This is a genomic window from Streptomyces sp. NPDC097640 (genome assembly GCF_040302705.1).
Classification (GTDB): Bacteria; Actinomycetota; Actinomycetes; order Streptomycetales; family Streptomycetaceae; genus Streptomyces.
In genome coordinates this window covers 1-3,673 of the sequence record NZ_JBEOSB010000073.1, presented here as the reverse complement: position 1 = coordinate 3,673, position 3,673 = coordinate 1, and the positions used below count along the sequence as shown (strand labels likewise).

3 protein-coding genes are annotated in these 3,673 nt (G+C 67.1%); all 3 read left to right on the top strand.

The window, feature by feature from the left end; all coding sequences use genetic code 11:
* The first annotated feature begins 184 nt into the window (after window positions 1-184).
* Genes istA through ABTY62_RS47320 form a run of 3 tightly spaced genes read left to right on the top strand, consistent with a single transcriptional unit; the run spans window position 185 to window position 2,958 of the window.
* Entirely contained in the window at window positions 185-1,891 is a 1,707-nt protein-coding gene (istA, locus tag ABTY62_RS47330) for an IS21 family transposase (RefSeq protein WP_352135602.1), read from the top strand.
* 50 nt (window positions 1,892-1,941) lie between these two features.
* Complete coding sequence (gene istB, locus ABTY62_RS47325; RefSeq protein WP_502997667.1) at window positions 1,942-2,715, top strand: IS21-like element helper ATPase IstB; 774 nt, start codon at window positions 1,942-1,944, stop codon at window positions 2,713-2,715.
* A gap of 60 nt (window positions 2,716-2,775) precedes the next feature.
* Window positions 2,776-2,958, top strand: coding sequence for a hypothetical protein (locus ABTY62_RS47320; RefSeq protein ID WP_352135600.1), 183 nt, complete (start codon window positions 2,776-2,778; stop codon window positions 2,956-2,958).
* Window positions 2,959-3,673 lie beyond the last annotated feature (715 nt).

Below are 3,673 nucleotides of genomic sequence, written 5' to 3'. Positions count from 1 at the left end.
TGTTTCTAGCGGGGTGAAGTAGAGCCGGTAGGGCGGTGGTTTTGGAGACCACTGGTTCGGCGGTGGGAATGAGAGCCACCTGGTGTGATGGTGTGCGACATGCCGCTTTTGGAGTAATCGGGGTTTTGGGCTGTTTGGCCGCTCACGCTGTGGTCGTTGATCACGGTCGTGTCAGGAGATCCGTGTGTACAGGTCGCGTGAGTGGATCTTTGAGCGGATCCGCCGGGACCGGCGGCTGGACCCTGCGGTGTCGGGGCGGGCGCTGGCTCAGCGGTACCGGGTGTCGCGGAATACGGTGGCGAAGGCGTTGGCGTCTCCGGTGCCGGCGAAGCGGAAGAAGCCGCCGCCGCGGCCGAGTGTGCTGGAGCCGGTGAAGCCGTTCATCGACGCGATGCTGCGGGCGGATCTGGACGCGCCGAGGAAGCAGCGGCATACCGTCGACCGGATTCTTCAGCGGCTGGCGGGCGAGCACGATTTCGAGCTTGCGGCGTATTCCACGGTGCGTGACTACGTCGCCAGGCGGCGCCCGGAGCTGACACTGGAGGCGAAGGAGGGGCGCCGCCATTTGGAGGGGACGGTCCCGCAGGCCAAGCGGCCCGGCGAGGAGGCCGAGGTCGACTTCGCGGATGTGTGGCTGGACCTGGCCGGGCAGCGACGCAAGTGCGTACTGTTCACGCTGCGGATGTCGTACTCGGGCAAGGCCGTCCACCGCGTTTACGCCACGGCCTCGCAGGAGGCGTTCTTCGAGGGACATGTCGAGGCGTTCGAGATGCTGGGCGGAGTGCCGACTGTCCACATCCGCTACGACAACCTCAAGCCGGCGGTGAAGCTGGTGCTGTTCGGCCGTTCGCGCACGGAGTCGGCCCGGTGGGCGGCGTTCAGATCGTGGTACGGCTTCTCGGCGTTCTACTGCACGCCGGGTGAGGAAGGCGCTCACGAGAAGGGCGGGGTGGAGCACGAGGGCGGCCGGTTCCGCCGCAAGCATCTGGTCCCGCCGCCCCAGGTCGAGTCTCTGGCGGAGCTCAACGAGCGTCTGGCGGCGATCGACGCGGCCGAGGACGCCCGGCATGTCCACGGCCGGCCCACCTCGATCGGGTTCGACTTCGAGCAGGAACGGGAACTGCTGGGCGCGCTGCCGGTGGACGGCTACGACTGCGGGATCGACCTGACGCCGGTGGTGCACCGCAACGGCCGGGTCACGGTCCGGCAGTGCTACTACTCGGTGCCCGCGAAGTTCATCGGGACCAAGGTGCGGGTGAAGCTGCGGGCCAACGAACTGTGGATCTACGACAGGCGGCAGGTCGTCGCCCGGCACCCGCGGCTGACCCGCCGTTACACCTTTCACGACATCCTCGATCACTACCTGGAGATTCTCCTGGTCAAGCCGGGCGCGTTCGCCGGTGCCTCCGCGCTGGCTCAGGCGCGGGCGGAGGGCGGGTTCACCAGGACGCATGAGGCGTTCTGGGCCGCGGCCAAGCGGAAAGCGGGGGACCGGGAGGGCACCCGGATGCTGATCGAGGTGCTGCTGCTGCACCGGCAGTTGCCCGCCGATGCGGTGATCGCCGGGATGACCACCGTCCTTCGGGTCGGCTCGGTCAGCACCGACCTGGTGGCGATCGAGGCCCGCAAGGCAATGGAGAACACCGAGGCAGATGACTTCGACGATCTCGACGACGTCGACGAGCCGGCCGTGGTTGCCGAGGACGACGACGATCCGGCCGGGCCGGGCCAGGACGAGGCGGCCGGCGAGGGGGCGAAGGTGATCTCGCTGCACACCCGGCGGTTGCCGACTGATCCGCGCACCGCGCTTCCGGACATGGCCAAGTACGACCGGCTTCTTACGCCGGTGAAGGACACGAGGACCACGGATCAGAAAGGCACCAGTGCATGACCCCCACCAAGGCCGCCGACCCGACCGCTCAGCAGGTGCCGCCCACCCGGATGCCGCTGCCCGGCGACCCGGAGGACGCGGCGATCGACGAAGCCTGCCGGGACCTGCGGCTTCCGGCGTTCCGTGAACGGTTCGTGGAGCTGGCGGCCACCGCCCGGCGCGAGCAGGCCACCTACAAGCAGTTCCTCTTGGACCTGCTGCAGGTCGAGGTCGCCGACCGGGACGTGCGCCGACAGCAGAGGCTGGTGCGCTCCGCGAAGTTTCCCAGGCCCAAGAGGCTGGAGGACTTCGCGTTCGAGAAGAACCCGAATGTCTCGCCCGAGGTCATCGCCGACCTGAAGTCACCGTCCTGGGTGCGTGAGGGCCGCCCGCTGGTGCTCATCGGTGACTCCGGCACCGGCAAGTCGCACCTGCTGATCGGGGTGGGCACGGCGATCGCCGAGGCCGGCCTCTCGGTCCGCTACACCACCACCTCGGCGCTGGTGAACGAGCTCGCCGAGGCCGACGCAGGACGACGCCTGTCCTCCGTCATCGCCCGCTACAGCAAAGTCGATCTTCTGTGCCTGGACGAGTTCGGCTACCTGAACCTGGACAAGAAGGGCGCGAAGCTGCTCTTCCAGATCTTCACCGAGCGGGAGGAACGCAAAGCGACCGCGGTGGCCACCAACTCCCCGTTCGCCGAGTGGGACAAGACCTTCGGTGACCCCCGGCTCTGTGCGGCCATCGCCGACAGGATCACCTTCCGCTGCACGCTCATCCAGACCGGTACCGACTCCTACCGCTACCAGGCCACCCAGGACGAACGCCAGCCCAAGAAGGGGTGACTGGCACACTGCAGTCGGCGGGACAGAGTCCCCTGGGGCTACTACGGATCACGTTGCGCTGTGCCGATCGGCGTGGGTGAGGATCCGCTGAACATCCCAGAGGTGGTGAGCCCCGTCATGCGCGTTGTTACGGGCGACATCCTCGGCACGTTGAATCCCGCGAGCCGCGTGATGCAGTACCACCTGCTGACCAACCGCAGAGGACACGGCCTCGACCCAGGCAGCGACAGCACCCCGCAGTGACCACAACGCCGCTGCGGACGAGATCTCGTTATAGCAGCGAGCCTGAGCAAGGAGATCCGGGTCGTAGCCCGGAACGTGGACTGCCCCACCGAGCCTGGCCCCGGCCAGGCGCTCGGCCCAGGTCCGCAGGTTGTCAGTGACGTGGCTGACATAACCCGCGGAGGTCCAACCCAACTCCGGGTGGCGCTCATCCCCGCGCCGCCCCTCCAGCAAATCGGCAAACTTGGCTGGCAAGCCGCTGACCAGTGCGACTGCCTCACTCGCAGTCAGGGACCAGTTATAGCCGCAATCACGACACGGATTCCCATACAGACTCGCACCCCAGAGCTCCATGGAATACCAGCCTATCGCCGCCCGGGAGCCGTCATTGGTGTGATCCGGCGCTACGGCCCTTGGTCACCGCTTGTGGTTCCCGGGACAGAGCCCAGTCGCCCCCGCCAAACCACTGCAGAACGGGGCCGGGCCCTTCCAGACCGCGCCTGTCAGGGACACGGACCAGCAGGACCCGGGAACCACAAGCTATCGGCCACCTCACACATCCCAGCCACAGACACTCCCGCCCCCAACCAACGCCGAGAGAAGTCACTCGATAGGGGTGGCTCCCATTCTCACCGCCGATCATGAACCCGTGCTGTGATCCATCCCCTTCACGGATGGACGAACGTGGCTCTCGAAACCGCCGCCCCAGTGGCTCTCATTCATCCCGCCAAAAACA